We start from the raw sequence: 22,592 nt of genomic DNA, 5'->3' as shown, positions 1-22,592 counted from the left end.
GCCCGCGATAAGAAGCGTCCGGCGGTTCATGGGCATCGACGACAATCAGGGTCTCCTAGAACCAGGCCTTCAGGCCGATGACGAACCGGGTGTGCTCGTGCTCTGCGCCTGCCGCGCGGGTGAAGTCTGCTGTGTCGCCGAGCTCCCGGCTCCATTCCACGCCGATGTAAGGCGCGAACTCCCTGGCGATTTCATAGCGCAGGCGCACGCCGGCCTCGACATGGGTGAACCCCGAACCCAGACCGAGCTCCGGCACGTCGAACGCCGAGGCCTCGACCTCGACGCGCGGTTGGAGGATCAGGCGCTGGGTGATGCGCTGGTCGTATTCCGCCTCGACCCGCGCCGTCAGGTCGCCCTCGGTCGACAGGAAGGCGGCGGCGTCGACCTCCCACCAGTAGGGGGCCAGGCCCTGGAGCCCGAGCACCAGATGGGTCGGGTCCTCGCCGTCGTCGCGGAAATCCTGGCGCACGCCCGCCTGCACGTCCCAGAAGGGCGAGATCGCGCGGCTGTAGAGCGCCTGGACCTCGCCCTCGGCCTCGCCGTCGAAGTCGCCTTCGCCCTCGGACTTCCACCAGAAGCGGTCGATGTCGCCCCCGGTCCAGCCCGCGACGTCCCACGTCCAGCCCTCCTCTCCGTCGCCGAACCCGACCTCCAGCCGGTCGACGATGACGGCGGTGGATCGCACGTCTCCGTTCTCGCGCCTCAGGGTGTCGCGGGCGCCGGCCATCTGGTCCGCCCCCCAGAGGGCGTCGGCGGCATGAGCCGGGCCGGACAGGGCGGCGGCGGGCAGGGGTGGTTGCCTCGGCCGGCCCTCGTCATCCGCGCTGGTCGGCACTTCGGGCGCGCCTCCGACAGACTGGCCGCCCATGTCGTGGCCCGCGTGGGGGTCGGACTGGACGGGCATCGCATGACCGGCATGAGGATCGGGGGCCTGGGAGGGCGCGCCCATGTCGTGACCGGCATGAGGATCAGTGGTCTGCGCTGGCACCAGCATGGTGTGGCCTGCGTGCGGATTGGCGGCCGGACCCTGCGCCGGCGGCCGGGCGGGCGTCGCATGCTGGCTGTGATCCTGGGCGACCGCAACCCCGGTAACCAGCAGCAGGGGGGCGAGCGCGGTCATCATCCGGATCATGAAGCCGCTCCATCCAGCGGACGGACGGTGACGACGTTGAACATCCCCGCGTGCATGTGCATCAGCATGTGGCAGTGGAAGGCCCAGTCGCCGGGCGCATCGGCGGTCAGGTCGAAGGTCACCTTCGATCCCGGCGCGACGTTGACCGTGTGCTTCAACGGCTGATGTCCGGCCGGGCCGCCCGTCACCAGCTCGAAGAAGTGGCCGTGCAGGTGGATCGGGTGAGCCATCATGGTGTCGTTGACCAGGGTCACCCGCACCCGCTCATCCCGCTCGAAGCGGATCGGCTCGACGATCTCGGAGAACTTACGCCCGTCGAAGCCCCACATGAACCGTTCCATATTGCCGGTCAGGTGGATTTCCAGCGCGCGGGACGGCGGTCTCTGATCCTTGTTGGGGGCCAGGGACACGAGGTCGGTGTAGACCAGCACCCGGTGCGGGACGTCCTCCAGCCCCATGGGCCGCTCGCCCAGGCGGTTGGCCGGGTCCGAGGAGATCATGTCGACCCCGACGCCGACCGCCATGCCGGCCGGCGCGTTTTCCGGGTTGCGCATGTCATGATCCATGCCGCCGTGACCCATGGCGGCGTGATCCATCGGCGCAGAGGCGGGGGCTCCGTGTCCCATGGCAGAATGATCCATGCCGCCGTGTCCCATGGCCGAATGGTCCATTCCGGCCATCCCGCCCATGCCCATGTCTCGCATCGTCAGGGTTGGCACCTGGCGCAGCGGCGGGACCTCGGCAGCCATGCCCGGACGCGGAGCCAGCGTGGCTCTGGCCATGCCGGATCGATCCACGGACTCGACGACCAGGGTATAGGCGCGGTCCTCGGTCGGGCGGACGACGACATCATAGGTCTCGGCGACCGAAATCTGGAACTCGTCGGTCTCGACGGGGCGCACGTTCTCGCCGTCGGCGTTGACCACCGTCATCGGCAGGCCCGGGATGCGGACGTTGAAGATCGACATGGCGGAGGCGTTGATGACCCGCAGCCGCACCCGCTCGCCTGGACGGAACAGGCCGGTCCAGTTCTCGGCGGGGCCATGGCCGTTGACCAGATAGGTGTAGGTCGTGCCGTTGACGTCGGCGATGTCGCGCGGGTCCATCCGCATCTGGCCCCACATCTGGCGGTCGGCGAGCGACATGCCGTCCTCGCCGGAGATCAGGCCCGACAGGGTCGTGCGCGACTGGTTGAAATAGCCGGGGCTCTTCTTCAGCCGATCCAGGATTTCGTGAGGATGCAGGAAGCTCCAGTCCGACAGCACGATGACATGTTCGCGGTCGTAAGCGACCGGATCGGCCCCCGCCGGGTCGATGATCAGCGGCCCATAGTGGCCCATCGCCTCCTGCAGGTTGGAATGGCTGTGGTACCAGAAGGTGCCGGACTGGATGACCGGGAACTCGTACTGGAAGGTCTCGCCGGGCCGGATGCCGGGAAAGCTGACGCCCGGCACCCCGTCCATGTGGAAGGGCAGCAGCACCCCGTGCCAGTGGATCGAGGTGTCCTCATCCAGGGTGTTCGTCACCGACAGTCGGGCCGTCTGGCCCTCGCGCAGCCGGATCAGCGGTGCCGGCAGGACGCCATTGACGGTGATGGCGTGGCCGGTGCGTCCGCCGACGGAGAAGGGCGAATGGCTGACGCTCAGCCGCACGTCGGGGCCTTCCAGCGTCGGCAGTTCGGACCGCAGGCCCGGCGAACCGCTTTGCGCCCAGGCGGGGAGCAGGCCATGGACCGCCCAGGCCGTCGCTGCGCCGCCCATTACCTTGAGAAGTCCTCGGCGATTTCGGTCGATCATGTCGTAGGGTCTCGATTCCAGTTGGCGCAGACTTGCACTGCGTACATTGGTACAGAGTCAACGGCAGGGCCTGCGACCGACTGTCCCTTCACCCTTACGCCCGTTCGGAGCCGATGATGACCCGCCTGTTCCTCGCCGCCCTTATCGGCCTCGTCGCGGTGCCCGCCCCAGCGCACGACCGTCCGGCCGTCCTGACGGTCGCCCAGTCTGTCGATGCCGCCACCGCCCCGGCCATCGCTGTCGTGGACGGCTTCCACGCCGCTCTGAAGTCGGGCGACGCTGACGCCGTCCTGGCGCTGCTGACCGAGGACGTGGTCGTCCTGGAGACCGGCGGCGCCGAGCGGTCGCGCGAGGAATACGCCGGTCATCACCTGCCCGCCGACATGACATTCGCCGCCGCCACGACCGACGAGGTCACGCGCCGCGCCGCCTGGGTCGAGGGCGACATCGCATGGGTCCTGACCGAAGGGCGGACCACCGGGACCTTCAACGACCGGCCCGTCAACATCCTGACCGCCGAGACCATGATCCTGCACAGGAGCGCCGACGGCTGGCGCATCCGCCACATCCACTGGTCGTCGCGAACGCCCCGCTGATCTCACATCGAGGCGGGTGGCATCTGGACGCCCATCGCAGCGACCAATCCCAGAAGGGCGATTCCCGCCGCCAGTTCCACGCCCACGCTGACCCGCAGGCTGCGAACCGCCTCGCCTGTCTCGACGCCGGCCTTGATCGCCTTCTCCAGAGCAGGGGTCAGGGTGTAGCGGTTGTGGGACGCGAGCCAGACCATCACTGCGAACAGAAGCAGCTTGGCGAACAGCAGTAGGCCCCACGCTGAACCTGCCAGGCGGTCGGAACGCTCGACGCCGACCAGGAAGGCGGCGTTCACCAGCCCGCTCATCGTGAGCGCCAGCACCGCCGCCGTTCCTACGGCCCCGAACCCGGCCAGGGATCGCGCGGAGGCCTCGACATCGCCGGGATCACGGCGTGCCAGCAGGATGCTGAAGCCGACGAGCGCCCCCAGCCACACAGCGGCGGCCAGGGCGTGGATGATGTCGGCGACGAGATGGACCAACCCCGCCGCTCCCTCGCTGGACGCCCCATGGCCGCTCCAGGCGAAACTGGCGGTCGCCCCAGCGAAGGCTATGACCGCCATCACCGTCATTACTCGCTGCCCCCGGCCCGCCAGCAACAGGACGGCCCCGAGCAAGGCCAGTGCGGCGCGGGCGACATGCGCCATTCCCAGGCTCGTTGACTGGATGACGTAGCCTATCGCGGCCGCATCCAGTCCGGTTGTCCAACTGCCCGCCATCATCGCGGTCTGCGCCACGAGGCCGCCGACTGCACCCATCGAGAGCAGCAGGCCCGCGATGGAGGCCGCGCGACGCGCTGCACGCGAACCGGTTCCTGGTGCGAAGGTCCGGAAGATCGGTAAGCCTAGCGCTACGACAGCGGCGGCGAACTGAAGCCACCGCAGGACGACGACGGTCAGATCGATCGGCACGTCAGCGAACGGTGAAGCTGTAGTTTCCGGTCATCCTGTGCCCATCGGCCGCCGCAATGGCCCACGTCACCCGATACGTACCGGCCGCCAGCGGCGCAGCAAACGATCCACCCAAGGTCTTGCCGTCCTCAGACACCGTCTTGGTCAAGGCGACGGCGCGCCCCCGGCCGTCCTCGACCTCGACAGTCGAAAAGGGGGCTGCGAATCGCTCGCTGAATGTCAGGCTGATCGAGCGAGGTGCGGAAACCGTGGCGCCATTCGCCGGAGTCGCCGACAGCAGGCGCGCATGCGCCAGAACGGGCGAAGCGCTGAGCATCACCGCCGCACAGGCGGCCAAGGCTGGATGAATGCGAACCATGAGAACCTCCGAAGACAATCGATCCTACGGCGGTCGGACGCCAGCCCCTCTCCGAAAAAGGACGTAAAGCAGCTCGCGCAGGTCCGGTAGCCGCAGCGCGAATGAGCCTCAGAGTGTTCCACGAAAGGAAAGCCTCGGGATTTCAGAGGCTAAACACTTCCCGACCGCTCGGGTTACAGTCGGAAACAACAAAGCCACAAAGCGGCTTCCTGCTAACACACTGATTCTTTGAGATAAATGGCGCGTCCGGAACGATTCGAACGTCCGACCCTCAGATTCGTAGTCTGGCGAAGAGTGTAATAATTTCAAAAACGTAGAAAGCTCTCTCTGTAACAAGCGATGCCAGGGCAGGACTGCAGCTGTTCCCGGTTACAGATCGCGCGGAAGCACCGGGGCGTCTGCTGAGCGCCAAAATCGGCTTTAGGCTGATCGCCGAAAAGACGACATCAGGCTGGCTTCCGGCACTCTGGTTGAGAGCCCAGACGATCCTGGCCCAAGACATGCAGCCTCTTCAGAAATCGTCCGTCCACGATAGACAAATCGCGAGCTCGGCCTCTAAGGCGCGGCCATGGAAGCACGGATCGTGAGGGGGACGCCCTCAACAACTATTCAGGGCCGTCCGCTGTGGCAGCTCCAGACGCGACCCAGCCCGAGATCGGAGTGGACCCACCTCTACGGGAAGGGGCACACCTCGACGTCCGCGACCGAGTTGCGTGAATCTGCACGGGCGAAGGGTTGGACCCTTGTGACGGTTGAAAGCTAGGGTCCGCAACCTCCCCACGCATCGGACCGAAGAGCAGCTGTAATTCGCAGTGACAAGCCGGGACCCAGCCAAGGACCGGCTAAGTCGACGGGTCGACCAGCTTGGCCGTTGCCCGATCTGAGTGTAAAAGGGAGCCTGTGGAGGGGCTCCATGAAACGCATACTCATTGGCGTGGCGGTCCTCCTGGTCGGGATCCCTTTGCTGGTCTCAGCCTATGCGGGGATCACGTTGTGGCGGGCGCATGCCCCGGCTCCCGAGTGGAACGGTGAGGTCGAGGTCCAAGGTCTAGACGGCGCGGTAGAAATCCATCGCGACGAGAACGGTATCGCCCACATCTTCGCCGCCACCGCGCGCGACGCCTACTTTGCCCAGGGCTTCGTTCACGCCCAGGACCGTTTCTGGCAGATGGCGATCACGCGACAGGCTCAAGCAGGCCGCCTGTCCGAATGGTTCGGCTCCTCCATGCTCAGCCAGGATCGCGCCAATCGACTATTGGCGGGGGAGGACCTGGCGGATCGTTTGTGGGCGGACTTCCCAGCCGCCGAGCGACCGCTGGTGGAAGCCTATGCCGCAGGGGTCAACGCCTGGCTCGAGAGCGACAACTTCCGGATGCCGCCGGAGATGACGATCCTGCATGTCAGGCCCGAGCGCTGGACAGCGCGTGACAGTCTCCTGGTCCAGCGCGCCATACACGCGACCCTATCCAGCTACGGCGGCGAGGTCGGCCGCGCCCGCGCGATTCAGAACGCGGCGAGCCCGTTCGCCGTCGAATGGATCGATGGTGTACCCAGCCCGGTGACGCCGATCATCGCGGGCCCCGGTCGGACGTCCCCCCAACAGCCGAGCCGGTCGCAGAAGGAGGGGGAGTTCTCGAGCAGCTGGGCTCTCTCCGGCGAGCATACAGAGAGCGGGCTGCCGCTCTTCGCCAACGATCCGCACCTGCCGGCGACGACCCCCAATTTCTGGCACCTCATGCATCTCTCGATTGGCGGTCGCAGCGTCGTCGGTGTCACCGTTCCGGGGATCCCTGGCGTCACGCTCGGACACAACGGGCGCATTGCGTGGGGTGCGACAGCCGCAAACACCGACGTGAACGATGTGGCCCTGGTCGAGGCTGACCCCAATGATCCGGCCCGCTTCAGACGCGGCCCCAACGCTCCATGGGAGCCCTTCTCGACCAGGAAGCTGACGATCGGCGTGAGGTTCGGCGGGGCCTTTGAGGGCGAGCATCGAACGACCGACACCGGGGTGATTGTGCCGCCGGACCTGCTGTCGTCGCCTTTCACCGAAGCGCCCAATGCGCTGGCGGAATACCGGCTGGTCGGTCACGATCGCGACCATGGTGTCGCCGCGTTGCTTCGTCTCAATCAGGCCGCGTCGGCGGCCGAGGCGATCGCCGCACTCGAGGACTTCGAAGGCCCGCCTCTGAACGTCACGATCGCCGATGTCGACGGGACGATCGCCTACACCTTGGCGGGCCTCGTCCCGGTCCGCCCGCGCACGCACGCGACGAACGTCGGGTTCGGGCCGGACGACGACAATGTCTGGACCCGGCTTCCCTATGCGGAGAACCCGAGGGTCGTGAACCCCAGGAGCGGGCGCATCGTGACCGCCAATCAGACGATCATCGGACCGGAGTATCCTCACTACCTCGGCGATCTGTTCGGGGACCCCGTCCGGGCCGAACGCATCCACGAAGCGCTCGGCACGCGCGGGCGTCATGATACCGAAAGCTTCCACGCCATGCAGCGTGATCCGCTTTCGCCCATCGCGCGCGAGCTGGTGCCCCTGCTTCTGCAAGCACGGCCCGCGAGCGAGGCAGACGCTCGCCTGGCGCAAATTCTGAGGGACTGGGATTATCGGTTCGACCTGAACGCTTCCGCTCCGGCCATCTACCTGACCTGGGCGGCGATCGCTGGCCGCAAGGTCGGCAACGATGAGATGGGCGATTTCGGGCAGGGTCTCGGCGTTGGTGATCGTTTCCTGGTCGACGTTCTCTCCGGCCCGCGGGCGCACTGGTGTGACGACATCACCACCGCGTCTTCCGAGACGTGCCCTGCCCTCTTGTCTGCGGCACTGACCGAGGCTCGCGCCGCCTTGGAGGAAGCGTATGGGACTGATCCCGCCGGCTGGACCTGGGGGGAGGTTTCCCACGTCGATTTGCCTCATCTCGGCTTTGGGCAGCTGCCAATCTTGGGCAAGATCTTCTCGCGGAGAACGCCCTTGGCGGCGGGCCCCGAGGCCATGTTCTTGAGCGCTGTGACGACTGACGCGGCTGCGCAATTTGGGCGGGACGGGTTCGTGTCGAGCTATCAGGGGGTGTTTGACCTGTCGGACCTGGACCAGTCCCGCTTCATGATGGCGGGGGGCCAGTCGGGCCATTTCCGCTCACCCTTCTACGACAACCTGACCTCACGCTGGGCCGCGGGTGAGCGATTTCCGATCCCGACAGATCGCGCTGTGCTCGCACCGGTCGCGACGATGCGGCTGACTCCGGGTCGATAGTCTGGCTAGTGCGCTGTCCAGCCATGGTCGACGACGCTAGGCGGTTCCTCAGGACAGCTCTGCGCAAGGAACGGTCATTGGCGTGTGGCCGAAAAGCGGACCTTGGCAGTGAGATGATTGAACCATGTTCTGCAATCTACGGGCTGCGGACATACTGCGTCAGGATCAGTGCCGCGAGCCTCTCACTCTCTGAGGATCCCCTATGCAATCGCTCGATCTTTCCTTCGAGAAGATGGACAACCGATGGCCGAAACGTCTCGACCGCCTGCAGCCCGAGTAGAACACCCCCAAGCGCGTCAGCGACAAAGGAGTCGACACGGCAAATCGGGGCTACAGCACAGCCCGCGTCAAGCGCTGTACTGGTTGATTCGAGCGAAGGTGGAGTGCAGCCTGTTGCGTTCATCCATCACACTTCGACACCGCATCCCAACGCCCGAAAACGTTCTGAACTGCACTGGCGACGGGGTTGCTAGCCCATTTTTGTCCTGGTGCAGACTACGCCCGCCGGGTTCTTGTTCGGAGATCAGGGAACACCGTCCAAAACGCGACGATGATCCCTGATACGATCGCTGTCTACGTCAGTTGTAGACAGAAGCACTTCGAGTGGACTTCACGAGGCTGGCAGCAATCGCCCGCCACAGCGGTGACGTTGGAGACACGTCTCTGCGTGAAGTCCCCTCCTAGAAAGTGCCCCTGATCCCAACCGACCAACTCCGTCCCGGAGCAATGGCCAAACGTGTATCGTCGCCACCCAAACCGGTTTGCTCAACACGCCACGTGTCCGTGATGTTTCGGATCTCACCGAACAGCTTCACTCCTGGCCGCAAGCGGTAGCTCGCAGACAGATCTAGTCTGTCGTAGTTGTCGGCATAGACATCACCGGCTTCTGTGGTGCCGAATCCTCCGGTGAACGTTCTGCCTTGGGCCCGGTATGACAGTGTCGCGTCGATAGGTCCCGCAGCATAAGTCAATGAAGCGTTGCCGATCCAACGTGGTTGGTTGCGAAGACCACCCACAGTCCGACGCGTTCCATTCGAGAAAACCACGTTCCATTCGCCTTCGAGGAGCGTGTAGTTCAGGCTAAAACCGAGTCCATCAAGCGGAGCCGGCAGGCCAACAAGGCGGTCAACGATTATATTAGCTTCCCAGCCCTGAAGAGCTCCCGATCCAGTGTTGAGCGGGGTTGTTTCAGTCAGAATGATCAGGCCACTTGCATCTCGAGTTTCAATTCGTTGAGTAAATGTTTCGTTCGTTAGTTCTTTCGAGAATAAACCAAGCGAAACTAAACCGTTCTGCAAGTAATATTCCGCCGAAAGATCGTAGGATTCGGCCTGACGGGGTTTGAGAAACGGGTTTGTTCCACTGATTACCGGATTCCCGTTGGCGTCCAGGTTCACGGTGCGACCGAATGCGAAGTCAACGAAATCGGGCCGACCCAGCGTTTCAGTGTAGGCAGCGCGTAGGCGGAAATCCGGCGTCAAATCGAACCTGAGTTGCGCGTTAGGGAGAACCTCGGTGTATTCGAAGTTGCGATCCACTGGCACGACTACGCCGCTGCGCAGTTCCCCATTCTGGTTCGTGTAGCTGGTATCCTCTACGCGGACGCCCAATATCGCTCCAAAGCGGCCCAGATTATAGTGAAGCGACGCGTGACCCGCGACGACATCTTCTACGAGATTATAGTCCGCTGTCAGGAAGTCATTTTGTGAAAACGTGCCGTTCGCGCGGATGAAGGACCACAGGCTGTCGGGGTCCACGATCAAGGGCCCGGTGCCTGTTGGGCGCTGGCTTGGCGCGTCCGGATCGACCACTGTGCTCAGGCGAAATGTCGTTCCAGTCGGCTGCCGGTAGTTCAGTTGCGTTCGGTCAAACTGCCGATCGAGGCGACGGAAATAAAGGCCCGTGGAGACGCCAAACCCTTGGGCTCCTGGCTGAGTGTTTCCGTTGAAATCTGCGCGTAAGCTATAGACATCATCCTTGTGTGGGATTTGGTTGATGAACGCGTCGCGATTTGTCCGGTAAACGTAATTTGTGGCGTCATCGAAGCCGGCGCGCGGAATCAGAGTTACCGCGGGATCAGTTCGCGAGATGTCGTAGCTGCCGGACAGACCTGAAAACTGAAACCGCTCCGTTCGCGAGGTGGTCTCGTCATTGTCATAGCGAGTGTAGGATGCGCGAACGTTGATCGCGCCAGTATCTCCGACTCGGAAGTCGAAGCCGGACGCTGCAAGGAACGTTTCACGATCGAGATCGTAACGCTCCAAGTAAACCTCTGTCACGGCATTGGTGAAGTTGCCGGTGCCCGAGGCGGCACCTGTAATCCGGGCAGGGCTTAAAAATACCCCGCCCCTGTGGCTGTCATCCTCATCCTGCTGGCGAAAATAGTTCAGAGACAAGAAGCCGTACAGGTCGCCCTGGGCTCCATATTCGACTTTCCCGTACAGCGCGTCACGCTGTGTGCGGTGCTGAAAGAGCCCACGGAACAAGCTGCCGCTAACGACGTCAACGCCCCCGACCTGGGCATAGCCCGTTACCTGATTGTATTCGTCGTAATAGTCGTAGCGTTGGGTTTCGGCACCAATGACGACGCCCCAGCGGCCGTCAGCGAACGTGCGCTTTCCGGCGAAGCTTACGCGATAATCAAGAGCCCCATCTCCCGTCAGGCTCTCCTGATCATATCCGCCAATCGATGAGCGCGCGGTGAGATAGGGTCGGCCGCCTCCGTCGAATGCACGCAGCGTACGCAAACCCACGTGGCCGCCTATAGAGTTGGCGTCCAGATCGGCGGTCACGCTCTTGAAAACACTGACCTGGTTGACAACCGACGTCGGGAATACGTCCAGCTGGGTTCCGCGATTGTTACGGCTGGAATTCCAGATCGGATTACCGTCGATGCTGAAGCTATTGTAGCGGGCATCAAAACCTCGAACCGTGACGGTTCTGGACTCGGAGACTTGAAAGCCGATCACCCCGTTGACGCCTGCGATCCGCTCAAGGCTTTCAGCGAGAGAAAGGTCCGGCGTGCGCTCGATCTGCTCTGACGTCAGCGAATCGACGATGCCCTGGGCTTCGCGTTTGATCTCCTGCCGTGTGCCGGACACGGATCGAAGGCCGGTAACAACCACGTCCTCAAGCGTGGCCGTATCCGGTTGGGCATTCGGTTCGGCAGTCTGGGCCCATGCGGCTGTGGTAGGCGCGCACGCAACCGCGATGCCTGCGAGTAGGCTGCGTTTCAGAACGTTCCGCATCGATTCCCCCAATGTAGATTGCAGCGCCAACGCCGCCTCACCCACCCCATTAAGTTCCATGTTGCAGGTTATCAAGTGACAGTAGTATGAAATCTGGACGGGCTTCTCTGCCTTGCCAAATCGATAGAAGCTCTTGCATAATGACGATGCGAGTGCCGTTTCCAATCCCACGTTAAGTTTTATCGCGGACCTAAATTGACCGATGCGTCCACACTACCGCTGACTTCGAGCGAACGACGCGTTCTGGGTGCAGTTTGGCTCCGCGGTCCTGTCGCAAGGTCGGTAATCGCAACTGAGACGGGCTTTTCAGATGGATCGGTGACCCGCCTGGCTCGGGAACTCCAGGCCCGAGGGTTCGTCCATGAGGGCGTGCAGCGAGCCGGAACGCGCGGCCAGCCACCGCGACCGCTCCGATTGACCGCCGACGGCGCGTATGCGTTCGGCGTCAACTTTTCTCATAGCTACATCGACTTGGCGTTGATCAACCTGACCGGTGAACCGGTAGCCATCGAGCGGCGCGCGCTGGACCGGGCGACGCCTGAACGCATAGCGGAAATTGCCGCCGAGGCGCTCATCGACCAGTTGCGAGAGACAGGCATCGCTCTTAGCAAAGTCGTCGGGGCCGGATTCTCCCTCCCCGGAGACTTTCTAGAAACGCCACATTTCCTCCACGCTCACGCTGCGTTCCCCGACTTGCGGGATCGAGATCTTGTCAGCGTTTTCCGTGCCGCGCTTCCGGTGGACGTGTTCGTCGAGAACGATGGCACCTGCGCGGCGCTTGGGGAGCGAGTGCACGGTATCGGAAGGACGGCGGACTCAATCCTGTTCCTGCACATCGGCCATGGCGTCGGGGCCGGTCTGATGATTAACGGTCGCCCCTGGAGGGGTGCTCGCGGTAACGCGGGCACGATCGGCGTCATGTATCCGATGAGTGAGCCGCGCCCGTCCGGACACGATCTTTTCGAGACGCTCAGGGCCAGCGGCCTACCAATCAACGACTTCAACGACCTCGAATCGCTCGAGCCTCAATCCTGCCCCCCCCTCCGCCGATGGCTCGCTCGCGCCGGTGAGCAGTTGCGCCGGGGGATCGAATACACAGCGCGTACGATTGACCCAGAGCTGATCATCGTGGGCGGCCGACTTCCGCCCATGACTACCCAGGCCTTGCTCATGGCTATCGATGTAGATGCCACTTTCGCGCCGAGCCGCGTACTGCCCCATCCGCGATTGGTCGCATCTTCGCTTGGCCCGTACGCGGGAGTGATCGGAGCGGCTTCGGTCTGCTTCTACCAAAATTTTCTCGCCACCGAAGACGGCGGAACAATCTGAACCGGCCGAACCGCTATGGCCTCGAAGGAGCTTCACAATGACCTTCTCCACGGAGGGCCGCTGGTCTCGGCGGTCCACACTGGCAATGCTGGTAAGCGGCGCGACGTCTTCATTCTCGATGGCCCAGGCCGGGCGCGTTGGACCGTATCCATTCCGTCTCGGTGTTGCCTCGGGCGAACCCCTCTCCGATGGTTTTGTGATCTGGACCCGGCTCTCGGTCGACCCCGCAGATCCTCGAGGGGGGCTCCCTCGCGCGCCCTATACCGTCAAATGGGAGATCGCCACCGACGAGCGGTTCACCGCCGTGACCAGAAGCGGAGAGGCGATAGCGCACCCAGAGCTAGGTCACTCGGTTCATGTCGAAATCGAAGGGCTCCCTTCCGGACGACCCTGGTGGTACCGGTTCATCCTCGATGGCCACAGCAGTGCCACGGGCCGCGCCCGCACCACGGTGCCGGCCGGGATGCCGGTGCGGCAACTCCGTCTCGCGTCTGTCGGCTGTCAGCATTTCGAGCAGGGCTACTACACCGCCTACCGACACCTGGCCCAGGAAGACGACCTCGACTTCGTCTTTCACTCAGGGGACTACATCTATGAGATGACGCCCAACGAACAGGTGCGAAACGCGAGGGGCGGTTTCACGCCGGTCGTGCGACTGCACAGCGGCGACGCACTGTTCAGCCTTGACGATTATCGTCTTCGGTATGCCCAGTACCGCTCGGATCCCGACCTGCAGGCCGCCCATGCCGCCGCGCCATGGTTCGGCAGCTTTGACGACCATGAGGTCGCGAACAACTGGGCCGCGGACCTCGATCAGGTCGGAACCCCATCGGACGTCTTTCTTCTGCGCCGGGCGTCCGCTTTCCAGGCGTTTTATGAGCATTTGCCGCTGCGCAGGACATCTCTCCCTCGCAATGGTTCGATAGCCATGTTCAGGCGCGCCATGTTCGGAGACCTGTTGCAGGCTCACTTTCTGGACACCCGCCAGTTCCGCTCCGATCAGCCCTGCGGTGACAAGGTCAAGCCACTGTGTGCTGACATCGAGAATCCCGATGCGACCATCCTCGGAACGGCCGAGGAGGCCTGGCTGGCCGAGGGCCTGCAACCGGGCCGGGCGCGCTGGAACCTGCTCGCTCAGCAGGTGATGATGATGGATCTTGATCGGCGCACGGACGACATTGCTCCCGTTCCGCTATTGAACATGGATGCTTGGACCGCCTATCGCGCGCCACGCCAGCGCCTGCTCGACCACATTCACGCTGCTGGGCTTGGTAATGTCGTGGTTCTGACGGGAGACGAGCATCAGGCCTACGCCGGCGAGATCAGACTTAACGGCGGAACTTCGGACTCGCCGATCATCGCCCACGAGTTCGTCGGTACTTCCATCTCAACGGCAGGAGACGGTTCCGATCTTCGCCCGGGCGCGGCCGAGATCCTGAGTCGGAACCCACATTGCCGGATGATCAACGACCAGCGCGGCTACCTCCTTTGCACCATTACACCGGAAAGCTGGACCTCGGAGTTCAAGGTCCTCGACTATGTCAGTCGTCCGGGATCTCCGATTCATACGCGAGTGCGGTTCGTTGTGGAGGCGGATCAACCCGGGCTCACGACCTCCGAGGCGTAGGTCGGTGCAGACCAAAGCAGGAGCGCGCCGATCACACCAGTTGCCGCGACAATGAGGCTTACAAGCCAAATTCCCTGATCGGCGGCAGCTTCACTCTGGATGGTCACCGAGGTGATTGCGATCACCGCACCGCCGAGGCCGACGGCCAACTTGGATGCGCAGGTGAAGGCCCCGAACAGCGTGGCTTGAACCCGTTGGCCGTCTCTTTCATTGTCTTCAACAGCAGCGGCAATGAGCGCCCAGGATTGCATGCTGGCACCACCAATGGCGGCTCCCAGCAAGCCAAACCCGATGATGCGGACGGTCCCGTCGCCGACGCTGATGGCAGTCAATGCAGCGGCCAGCGGAACGAGCAGATAGGCGAGCACATTGGCGTGGCGAGCACCTCTTCGGTCCGCTAACCACCACCAGACGGGGGTCGTCAGGAGCTTTCCGAGTGTGACGGCGAACAGGGCACTTCCCAGCCAGGCTTCGTCCCCGACGGCGTATCTGGCCACGTAAGGAAGTGTCTTCAGCGCCAGACTGAAACCGACGATGCCGATCATGGTGGCCGCCAAGAGCCGCAAGACGGATCCACCAAACAATTGGCGTGCTCCCATTGTTGGTGGAGTCTCGACTTCTACAGACCGGCTACGGAGCGCCGGGGCCGTGAGAAGCAGCACCGCACCGATTAATCCCAACACGCTTATGAATTTCCGGAAGCGCTCGATATCCCCTGATTGGCCCGCCAGGATCAGCATCGCGATGCCGCTCAGCGCAAAGTATGCAGCAGCCCCTGCCAGCATGCGAACGACAGACAATCGGAGCTGCGCTCTCTGACCGTTGGCCAACTGGCTCAACAGGGTGTTGTGGGGAACGTCGGCGAGAGAGAAACACAGTCTGAACAGAAAGGTCGCGAACAGCGCGAGGGCTGCGGACGACGATCCTGCGTCAATGGGCACGAAGCTGAAGGCGAAGACAATCGCCGAGACGAGGCCGGCGAGGCGCATCAGAATGGTCGGCAGCCGCCCGTTCTTGAACCGATCCAGTCCAAATCCCACCGCGAGGTCACAGAGAGCGCTCCAAACGAGCAGCATGACAAACGTCGCAGCGGCCGTTACCGGCGAAAGTCCAATCAGATCGGTCAGGCTGAATACGCCGTACACTTCGGTCGTCGCCCAAAGAATGGTCTTGCCAAAATGCGACGCGGCATATCGCGCGATCGGTATCGCGCCTGCGCTCTGACTTTGACCTTTTACCAACAGCGTCATCACGGCGGTGTGAGCCGACACCGTTACGCATGTGTGACGATGCTTTCAGAGTTCAACCTTCATTCGAGATGGCTGTTTGGTGCCAAGGGCGGTTGCTCGGCGGAACAAGATCCCGCACTCAGCAGCTTGCCGAAAGCGGCCGTTCGGAACGTCGGTAACGAGCCACTAGCGGACATCGACCTATGCGCTGAACCAACGTCTGCTGCTGGCTCGAAGCAGCCCTCGCCGACGTCAGCTTTACGGATTATCGCAAAACCTCAGGTGCCTGCCTTGCCGACGAGTTTCTGGGGCCGATGGCAGGGGAGGCCGAGGTCACTCGCCACAGAGCGCCACCGGTTCCGGGACTTGCAAGCTCGACCATCATCAACGCGTCGCGATCCGGGGCTAGGCAAGCAGGCGCGGTTTGGGGGTTTGCCATAGTTCTAGGTCGACCAACTGGCTGGCGCGAAACGAGCGTCTATGGCTCCGCCCATCTGGGCAAGAGCCTGTTCTGGTATGCCAGCGAGCTTCTGTTCGCCTTCTACCTGACGGAATTGGTCGGCCTGCCCGCCTCGCAGATGGGAATGGTGCTGGCGATCGGCCTTCTGGTCAGCGCGGCGATCGACCTGATCGTCGCTCGCGTTCTGGACAGCCAAATGATGACTGCGGCGGGGGCCGCAGCGCTGCAGTTCAAGGGGTCGATCCTTTGTGCGATCGCCTTCGCTTCGATCTTTCTGGGATTCTGGATTCCGCCAGACCTGCGCTTCGCCTACGCCCTCGCGACTGGCCTCGCGTTTCGAACCGCCTATGCCATCTACGATCTTCCACAGAATGCCCTGATGGCCCTTGCGACCTCTGACGCGGCATCGCGGGACCGTGTCGCGGCGACGCGGATCTGGTTCAGCGGCATCGCCACCCTTATGGTGGCCGGTGCCGTCGGCCCCTTGATCGCAGGCCGCGACGAGGCCACGGCATGGCTTTATTTCGGTCTCGCGGTCGGCATCGCCGGACCAGCCATCTTGAGCGCCGGTCTTCTGGCGCGCGTCGTCCGAGGGACGGGCACCGCGAAGCCGGTAGGCGTCAGCAGTGAGCCGCGCCGAAGACTCGCGCCTCCGCCCCTGTTCTGGATACTGATCGCCTTGATGTTCTTGACCTCGCTGGCTACGCCTCTGTTCTCCAAGGTGGAGCCCTATTTCGCCGCCTACAGTCTGGCGTCGCCGTCTTGGGGCGGAGTGATTGTGGTGGCGATGGCGCTGGGGATCACCCTAGGCCAGCCGATCTGGAACGCCCTGACCGGACGCCTTTCTCGCGCGGCGGTCCTGGGCGTCGGGGCCCTGACGCAGGCTGTGGGACTGGGCGTGTTCTGGGCCCTCGCTCCTGCGGCACCGGCGGCTCTTGCCGCGAGCGCCTTCGTCTTCGGCGTGGGCAACGGCGGCGTCGGCATGGTGTTGTGGGGAGGCTTCAGCGATGTCGTCGCGCGCTTCACTCAGCCCGGCGGCGCGGGCCGAGCCTACGGCCTCTTCACTGCGACTGCAAAGGTGGCCCTGGCCCTCGGGGGCCTAGGCCTCGGGGCCGCACTACAGATCATGGACTACCGCGACGGCGACGCCGACGGCCTGTTGTTGCTGATGATCGTTACCCCCGGACTCGGGGCCTTAGGGTGCCTGGCGCTGGCACTGGCTTGGGAACGCGACAACCCAGACCCGGTAATCGCGCGATGACTGTGATCGATCCGGCTCAACGCGGCGGACCATAGTAGGGGCCTCCCGCCTGGGCCCGGTCCCATCGGGACAGGGAGACCGCGTCGGCCTTGTCGCGCCAGACGGACCGGCCGGGCGTCAACTCAGAGGCCCGGACCTCCATCGGTGCCCAGACCGCGCTCCCCTGGGTATCGATCACCTGGAACCGAAGGGTGGGGTCGTCGACCGTCAGGTCAAGGTCGACGATCCCGGCATTGGAGCCGCCCGCATAGACCTGACGGACGCGCTCGATCGGGCGGTAGTTCTGATAGCTGGTCGCCGTGTCCTGAGCGAGAGGCGAGCTGACCAGTTCGAAAAGGTCGTAGCCCGCGCTATAGCGGGCGTGCGGCAGGCAGTTGAGTTCGCCGACGTGGGTGTCGCCCGACAGCAGGACGACGCCGTCGATCCGCTCCCGCGCGATGAAGGCGATGAGGTCGGCGCGCTCGTCGGTGAAGGACGACCAAGATTCCTGGCCGGCGGCCTTGCCGTCGTTCCAGGGCTGGCCCGCCAAGATCAGCTTGAACGGGGCACGGCTGGCCTTAAGCGACTGTTTCAGCCAGTCGCGCTGGATAGATCCCAGGGTGGTCTTGCCGGGGCCCTCGGGCAAACCCGCCGGGTCGCGGTGATAGCGGTTGTCCAGGGCGAAGAAGTCCACCCCGCCGAAGCTGTGGGCGAAGAAGACGCCTGGTGTGCCCGGGAGCCCGGCCGACGGGTTGGCCCAGACCTGGTTGAAGACGCCGAGCGCCTGCCCCTTCACCGGATTGCGCGCGTCGCTGTCGTTCAGGGCGAAGTCGTGATCGTCCCAGATCGCCAGCTGAGGGCGACCGGCCATGAAGGCGCGGCAGTTGGGGACGTCGCGCTGGCGCAGATACTCCTCCCGCAGGATGTTCGGGTCCAGGCTGTCGCCGTAAATGTTGTCGCCCAGCCAGAAGAACAGGTCCGGATCGAAGCGTTCCAGCGCATCCCAGATCGGCTGGATCGGGTGCCGCTGACGCCGTGCACAGGAACCAAAGCCGAACCGGAACCGAGCCCGGGTCGCCGGGGCGGTTCGCGCCCGGAACGGTTCGGCCCGGGCTGTGTCTGGGTCGGGAGCGCCGTCGACGATGACGCGATAGGCCAGCGCTGTGTCGGCCGGCAGGCCCCGCAGCGTGTGCAGAACGATATAGTCTCCGGCAGCGTCGGCCCGGACTGGTGGGGAGCGGGTCCAGGACTCGCCGTCGAGCCTATACTCAATCGCCGTGTCGACCGGCGCGGAGACCCGGGCCCAGATGGTGACGGTGTCAGGTCCGCTCCAGCCCAGCATCGGTCCGTGCAGCAGCCGGGGGTAGCCGTCCCAGTCCGCGTCAGCAGAGGCCATGCCCGGCAGAGTGAGGCTGGCGGCGAGGCCGGTAACGAACCCGCGTCTGCGCATCGGCGTGATCCTTTCGACTACTGGAAAAAGGCGTATTTGAGCGGCATTGAGGCGGCACCGATCGCAGCTGCGTTGCCTCGCACGGCACTCACCAGAAGGGCGGGCGTCGGCCGGGTCTCACCGCGCCGAGCGCGGTTATGGAACTGGACCCCTGCGATCAGCCGCTCCGCCAGCGGTCGTGGAATCTGGCCGCCGAAGACGATCGCCGACGGGTCGATCACTCCCGAGATCGCTGAGAGGATATCCGACAGAGGCTCCTTCACGCGGTCGAGCCAGACGGACACGCCCGGCCAGTCGGGGTCGAACCGCGCCTGGAGGTCGGCGATCGAGACAACCTCGACCCCGTGCTCGCATATCAGTCGCCGCAGCGATTCCAGGGTCGGCCTTCGGGCGTGGGTCTCGGGCGAGAGCATGGCCGAGAACTCGCCGGCGTTGCCGAAGGCACCCCGCACCAGCGACCCATCCAGCACCACCCCGCCCCCGAGGCCATAGGTGAAGTAGAGGTAGGCGAACGAGGGGTGGGTTAGGCCCACGCCGCACAGGCTTTCGCCGATGGCGGAGGCGTTGCCGTCGTTCTCCAGCCAGACCGGCAGGTCCATCGCCTGCATGAAGGTCTGCTCCAAGTCGGTCACCGACCAATGGGCCAGGGGATCGGGGGGGTTCATCCGGCCAGCTTCCACGGTGAAGAAGCCGCTCATGGCCAGGCCAAAGCCGAACAGTCGACGCCGGTCCAGATCGAGCACCGTGAACACGTCATCCAGCTGAGCCTGAGCCTCGGCGATCACATCTGTAACCGCCATACTGGAGGGCGACAGTGTGCGTTCGGCCAGCACCTGTCCGTCGAAGGCAACGACGGCTAGGTCCGCGCCCTCGGTCCGGATGGATAGTCCCACGGCATAGACAGCCGAGCGCGTCAGTCTGACGGCCAGTCCGGGATGGCCGCGACCGCGGATTCGCTTCTCGCCGAACTCCACCAGACCGCGCTTCATCAGCGCCTCGATCAGCCGGGAAATCGATTGGGGTGCCAAGTTGGTCGCGCGAGTCAGGTCCGCACGGCTGGTCACGCCGGAGCGACGCACGATCTCGAGCACCCGCCGCTCGTTCTCGCTGACGGTCAGCGGGTCGCCGCGCCGACGAAAGATTGCGGGGATGCGGGCCTTGCGGCCTAGGGCGGCTTGCATGGGCTTCATGCTGAGCCGCGTGCTCCGCACGGGCAACGGCGAAAGGCCGCCGTCATCGAAATTTCACTCAAAGTGAGGAAATCGCCACCCTATGTCTCAATTCGCACCGAGGGACCGGTGACAAAGGGGGACTAGCGATGTTCAAACGGACCCATGGCGCGGCTAGCATTCTGCTGGCGGCCGCCGGACTGATGGTCGTGACGCCTGCGACGGCGCAGACCGCTTCGCCCGACGCGGCCACTGCCGTGGATGAGATCGTCGTTACCGGCGAGCGGGGCCGGGCGCGGCAGTCGATCCAGTTGAAGCGCGCCGCGGACGGCGTCTACGACAGCGTCGTAGAGGACGACATTGGCCGTCTGCCGGACCTGAACGTCTCGGACTCCTTCCGACGCATCGCCGGCGCCAGCGCGACCCTCGACGAGGACGAAGGGCGGTTCGTAACCGTCCGGGGTCTGTCGTCGGAGTACAATCTGGTGACCATCGACGGAATCGCCGTCGCCACCCACGACGCCTTCGGTGGGGGCGGTCGCGGGGTCAATCTCGAGGTCATCCCCAATACTGCGGTCAGCCGGCTGGAGATCTTCAAGACCTTCACCCCGAACATCGACGGGCATGCCGTCGGGGGGTATCTGAATCTGGTCACCCGCAGCGCCTTCGATCGACCGGGCTTCCAGATCCGGGGCGACGCGACCCTGGGCCGCTATACCTTGCGCGATCTGCCGACCAGCGACGACCATGATCCGGAAGGCCGCTTCAACCTCACCGTCTCCAACACCTTCGGTGCAGACGACCGGTTCGGAGCCCTGCTGTCGCTCAGCTATGACCGCAAGGCTCGCGACGAGACCAAAATCATCCCGGACAACTACAGCTATTTCAACTCTGGCGGGGCCAGCACGGGCACCCCCCTGACCGGCAACGGCTTTGCGGCCCCGAACCAGTTTCGGTTCTTCATCTATGACGACGAACTGCAACGGCTCGGTGCATTCGCCCGGATCGATGCGCGGCTGGCCCCGGACCTCACGACTGGACTATCCGCCTTCTTCTTTTCTCAGGAGAACGCCGAGAACCGGTACGGGCACCAGCTTCAAGGGCTCGCGGGCATCAGCGGCCAGACCGAGACCAGCGGCACCTATGCCCGAGGGTTCGGCGAGGTCGCCTACAGCTATTTCCCGATCGAGCGGCGCAACGCCGGCCTGAACTGGACGACGGTCTATACGCCCGACGGCCCTCACCGCGTGACCGGCCGTGTCGGCTACTCCTTCTCCGACTTCACCCACGACACACCGAACGTTCAGTTCCGCACGACCACCGTCGCAAATCTGGGTGCCCGCTACGACACGACCAATCTGATCCCGACGTTCGATGTGAACGACGCCGCCTACTGGACCAACCCGGCCAACTACAGCCTCTTTCAGTATGACTTCCGCAATCTGAGGACGGACGAGGACATCGTCGAGGCCCAGGTCGACTATGTCTTCACGCCCGAGGCGACCGGTTTCGGAGCCCTGGCCGGCGCGGGCTTTCGTCAGCTGACCCGGAGCGTCGACAACGACCAACGATTCTTCACTAATCCGGCTCAGCGGTTGACGGGGCTTGTTCAGCCGCTGACTTATGCGCCGCCCGGCCGGTCGGTGCCGTATGTCTTCTTCGACTATGACGCCTTCGCCGCACTGGTGACCCAGAATCCGAGCGCCTTCCCGGTAAACACGACCCGCTCGATCGAGGCGTCAGCAGCCGGCGATTTCGAGTACGTCGAGGAGATCGCTTCGGTCTACGGGGCCGCCACCTATACCGGCGACCGGTTCAAGGTGATCGCGGGCCTGCGGTTCGAGGACACGGCGGTCACGACCGACACCTTCGTGCGAGACACCCTGCCGACCCCCGACGTCTTCCGCCCGGTCACCCGCGACAGTTCGTTCTCGGCGACGCTGCCCTCGATCAACGCCTACTACGACCTGACCGAAGCCCTGCGGCTGCGGGCCGCCGTCAGCCGCAGCCTGGGTCGGCCGAACCCGACCAGCATCGGCCAGCAGCTGTCGGTCAGCACCGATGGCCTGACCGTGACCCAGGGCAATCCCGATCTTCAGCCGCGCGAGGCCGACAACTTCGACCTGTCGCTGGAATACACCTTCGCGGGCGGCGACGGCCTGTTCGCTCTGGCCGCGTTCAGAAAGGACATCACCAACGAGATCGTCACGCTGCGGACGCCCGGCACCTTCGAAGGGCGTGACGTGACCTTCGTCCAGCCGACGAACGCCGAGGAGGCCCAGGTCAGCGGTCTGGAGGCGAGCTTCGTGCTGAGCGCATTCGAGTTCCTGCCCGCGCCGCTCGACGGGCTCGGCTTCAACGGTAACGCCGCCTTCCTGGACGGCGAGTTCACCTACACCGACACAGCTGGCGCAAGGCGGACCTTCGGTCAGCTGCTCTCCCAGCCGAAGCGCATCTACAATGCCAGTCTGTTCTACAACTGGCAGGACCGGGCCGAGGTGCGCGTCGCCTATCACTTCTCCGGCCAGAACTTCTCTTCTGTGAATACGACGAGCCCGTGGCTGAGCCGCGGTACGCCCGACACCGAGCAGTGGGACCTCACCGCCCGCTATGAACTGAACGACGCCTGGACCGTCCGGGTCGAGGCCCGTAACCTGACCGACGAGGATCAGTTCATCACTCAGGGCCTGGATTTCGACCGCCTGATCGAACAGGTCGACTATGGCCGGTCCTTCTGGATCGGCCTGTCCTTCCGCAACTGATCTAAGGGTTCCCAGAGTGA

At 64.1% G+C, this 22,592-nt stretch carries 14 protein-coding genes and 1 tRNA gene; 6 read left to right on the top strand and 9 right to left on the bottom strand.

Annotated features, from left to right (window positions below; translation table 11 throughout):
* Window positions 1-55: 55 nt before the first annotated feature.
* Both ABN401_RS14680 and ABN401_RS14675 read right to left on the bottom strand, forming a co-directional pair.
* A complete protein-coding gene (locus tag ABN401_RS14680) occupies window positions 56-1,132 on the bottom strand; it encodes a copper resistance protein B (protein WP_349685613.1) in 1,077 nt (358 codons plus the stop codon).
* The gene (locus ABN401_RS14675; RefSeq protein ID WP_432763568.1) at window positions 1,129-2,928 is read right to left on the bottom strand and encodes a copper resistance system multicopper oxidase; all 1,800 of its coding nucleotides are present in this window, start codon (window positions 2,926-2,928) and stop codon (window positions 1,129-1,131) included. Before ABN401_RS14675 ends, ABN401_RS14680 begins: the two co-directional genes overlap by 4 nt.
* 116 nt (window positions 2,929-3,044) lie before the next feature.
* Here ABN401_RS14675 and ABN401_RS14670 point away from each other — a divergent pair, with 116 nt between their 5' ends.
* Window positions 3,045-3,524: a nuclear transport factor 2 family protein gene (locus ABN401_RS14670; protein WP_349685612.1), complete on the top strand. Its 480-nt coding sequence runs from the start codon at window positions 3,045-3,047 to the stop codon at window positions 3,522-3,524.
* Between the two features lie 2 nt (window positions 3,525-3,526).
* On the opposite strand, the gene copD is transcribed toward ABN401_RS14670, so the two are convergent.
* The 3 genes from copD to ABN401_RS14655 all read right to left on the bottom strand — a co-directional run bounded on the left by copD (window position 3,527) and on the right by ABN401_RS14655 (window position 5,170).
* On the bottom strand, window positions 3,527-4,432 hold the full coding sequence (copD, locus tag ABN401_RS14665; protein WP_349685611.1) for a copper homeostasis membrane protein CopD: 906 nt from the start codon (window positions 4,430-4,432) through the stop codon (window positions 3,527-3,529).
* A gap of 1 nt (window position 4,433) precedes the next feature.
* Entirely contained in the window at window positions 4,434-4,790 is a 357-nt protein-coding gene (copC, locus tag ABN401_RS14660) for a copper homeostasis periplasmic binding protein CopC (RefSeq protein WP_349685610.1), read from the bottom strand.
* A gap of 238 nt (window positions 4,791-5,028) precedes the next feature.
* A tRNA-OTHER gene (locus ABN401_RS14655) sits at window positions 5,029-5,170 on the bottom strand.
* A gap of 533 nt (window positions 5,171-5,703) precedes the next feature.
* Here ABN401_RS14655 and ABN401_RS14650 point away from each other — a divergent pair.
* On the top strand, window positions 5,704-8,058 hold the full coding sequence (locus tag ABN401_RS14650) for a penicillin acylase family protein (RefSeq protein ID WP_349685609.1): 2,355 nt from the start codon (window positions 5,704-5,706) through the stop codon (window positions 8,056-8,058).
* A 680-nt stretch (window positions 8,059-8,738) separates the two neighbouring features.
* On the opposite strand, the gene ABN401_RS14645 is transcribed toward ABN401_RS14650, so the two are convergent.
* Entirely contained in the window at window positions 8,739-11,366 is a 2,628-nt protein-coding gene (locus ABN401_RS14645) for a TonB-dependent receptor (protein WP_349685608.1), read from the bottom strand.
* 354 nt (window positions 11,367-11,720) lie between these two features.
* Between ABN401_RS14645 and ABN401_RS14640 the strand changes: the two genes are divergently transcribed.
* Window positions 11,721-12,635 (top strand): ROK family protein, encoded by a 915-nt coding sequence (locus ABN401_RS14640; protein ID WP_349685607.1) that lies wholly within the window; start codon window positions 11,721-11,723, stop codon window positions 12,633-12,635.
* A gap of 37 nt (window positions 12,636-12,672) precedes the next feature.
* On the top strand, window positions 12,673-14,262 hold the full coding sequence (locus ABN401_RS14635; RefSeq protein WP_349685606.1) for an alkaline phosphatase D family protein: 1,590 nt from the start codon (window positions 12,673-12,675) through the stop codon (window positions 14,260-14,262).
* On the opposite strand, the gene ABN401_RS14630 is transcribed toward ABN401_RS14635, so the two are convergent.
* A complete protein-coding gene (locus ABN401_RS14630) occupies window positions 14,232-15,512 on the bottom strand; it encodes an MFS transporter (RefSeq protein WP_349685652.1) in 1,281 nt (426 codons plus the stop codon). The two genes, ABN401_RS14635 and ABN401_RS14630, sit on opposite strands and share 31 nt — an antisense overlap.
* Before the next feature lie 293 nt (window positions 15,513-15,805).
* Between ABN401_RS14630 and ABN401_RS14625 the strand changes: the two genes are divergently transcribed.
* On the top strand, window positions 15,806-17,212 hold the full coding sequence (locus tag ABN401_RS14625) for an MFS transporter (RefSeq protein ID WP_349685605.1): 1,407 nt from the start codon (window positions 15,806-15,808) through the stop codon (window positions 17,210-17,212).
* 16 nt (window positions 17,213-17,228) lie between these two features.
* On the opposite strand, the gene ABN401_RS14620 is transcribed toward ABN401_RS14625, so the two are convergent.
* Together ABN401_RS14620 and ABN401_RS14615 are read right to left on the bottom strand one after the other, a co-directional pair.
* Entirely contained in the window at window positions 17,229-18,641 is a 1,413-nt protein-coding gene (locus ABN401_RS14620) for an alkaline phosphatase D family protein (RefSeq protein WP_349685604.1), read from the bottom strand.
* A 17-nt stretch (window positions 18,642-18,658) separates the two neighbouring features.
* On the bottom strand, window positions 18,659-19,822 hold the full coding sequence (locus tag ABN401_RS14615) for an ROK family transcriptional regulator (RefSeq protein ID WP_349685603.1): 1,164 nt from the start codon (window positions 19,820-19,822) through the stop codon (window positions 18,659-18,661).
* Window positions 19,823-19,959: 137 nt separating this feature from the next.
* On the opposite strand from ABN401_RS14615, the gene ABN401_RS14610 reads away from it, so the two are divergent.
* Window positions 19,960-22,572: a TonB-dependent receptor gene (locus tag ABN401_RS14610; protein ID WP_349685602.1), complete on the top strand. Its 2,613-nt coding sequence runs from the start codon at window positions 19,960-19,962 to the stop codon at window positions 22,570-22,572.
* The last annotated feature ends 20 nt before the right edge of the window (window positions 22,573-22,592 follow it).

The sequence above is a fragment of the Brevundimonas aurifodinae genome, assembly GCF_040195595.1.
GTDB lineage: Bacteria > Pseudomonadota > Alphaproteobacteria > Caulobacterales > Caulobacteraceae > Brevundimonas > Brevundimonas aurifodinae.
Note: the sequence above shows the minus strand (reverse complement) of the source record. Positions and strands in the feature narration are given on the sequence as shown.

Coding starts and splice junctions, on each gene's coding strand:
- ABN401_RS14680 (WP_349685613.1), bottom strand. CDS start 1,132: ATGATCCGGATGATGACCGCGCTCGCCCCCCTGCTGCTGGTTACCGGG.
- ABN401_RS14675 (WP_432763568.1), bottom strand. CDS start 2,928: ATGATCGACCGAAATCGCCGAGGACTTCTCAAGGTAATGGGCGGCGCA.
- ABN401_RS14670 (WP_349685612.1), top strand. CDS start 3,045: ATGACCCGCCTGTTCCTCGCCGCCCTTATCGGCCTCGTCGCGGTGCCC.
- copC (WP_349685610.1), bottom strand. CDS start 4,790: ATGGTTCGCATTCATCCAGCCTTGGCCGCCTGTGCGGCGGTGATGCTC.
- ABN401_RS14650 (WP_349685609.1), top strand. CDS start 5,704: ATGAAACGCATACTCATTGGCGTGGCGGTCCTCCTGGTCGGGATCCCT.
- ABN401_RS14645 (WP_349685608.1), bottom strand. CDS start 11,366: ATGGAACTTAATGGGGTGGGTGAGGCGGCGTTGGCGCTGCAATCTACA.
- ABN401_RS14635 (WP_349685606.1), top strand. CDS start 12,673: ATGACCTTCTCCACGGAGGGCCGCTGGTCTCGGCGGTCCACACTGGCA.
- ABN401_RS14630 (WP_349685652.1), bottom strand. CDS start 15,512: ATGACGCTGTTGGTAAAAGGTCAAAGTCAGAGCGCAGGCGCGATACCG.
- ABN401_RS14625 (WP_349685605.1), top strand. CDS start 15,806: ATGGCAGGGGAGGCCGAGGTCACTCGCCACAGAGCGCCACCGGTTCCG.
- ABN401_RS14620 (WP_349685604.1), bottom strand. CDS start 18,641: ATGCGCAGACGCGGGTTCGTTACCGGCCTCGCCGCCAGCCTCACTCTG.
- ABN401_RS14615 (WP_349685603.1), bottom strand. CDS start 19,822: ATGCAAGCCGCCCTAGGCCGCAAGGCCCGCATCCCCGCAATCTTTCGT.
- ABN401_RS14610 (WP_349685602.1), top strand. CDS start 19,960: ATGTTCAAACGGACCCATGGCGCGGCTAGCATTCTGCTGGCGGCCGCC.